Origin of the sequence: Mesorhizobium sp. M4B.F.Ca.ET.203.01.1.1, assembly GCF_004791025.1 — a bacterium.
GTDB classification, from domain to species: Bacteria; Pseudomonadota; Alphaproteobacteria; order Rhizobiales; family Rhizobiaceae; genus Mesorhizobium; species Mesorhizobium abyssinicae.
The window spans coordinates 1-323 of the sequence record NZ_SRUO01000180.1 but is presented as its reverse complement, the minus strand read 5'-3'; the positions used below and the strand labels follow the sequence as shown (position 1 = coordinate 323).

The 323-nt window shown below is 66.6% G+C and carries 1 protein-coding gene; it reads right to left on the bottom strand.

The genetic code is table 11. The features are described 5' to 3' along the window. Positions 1 to 219 (bottom strand): energy transducer TonB (locus EN846_RS34205; protein WP_210236156.1); only part of this gene is annotated, 219 nt, incomplete at its 3' end. Positions 220 to 323: the final 104 nt, after the last annotated feature.

Here is a 323-nt window from a genome sequence, read left to right as displayed (position 1 = left end):
GCGAACGCGACCTGCCGCCTTCTTACCGCCAGATTCAGCGGCGTTGAAGCGCCACTTGCGAGCTGCTTCCATCGCAGCACGGTCCAGGTCGCGGTTACGGCTGGACTTTTCCACCGTGACATTGGTGACGTTGCCGTTGGCATCGACATCAATGATCAGGATCACTTCGCCCTGGATACCCGCGCGGAAGGCGGCCGGCGGGTAGCGCGGCGGATTCATGGCCTTCGACGAGATGTCCACGCTGGCCTCGATCGAGGTCGGCGGAGCCGGCGGCGACGGGGGGGACGGCGGGGTGACGATAGCGTTCGGGCGCGGCTCCGGCA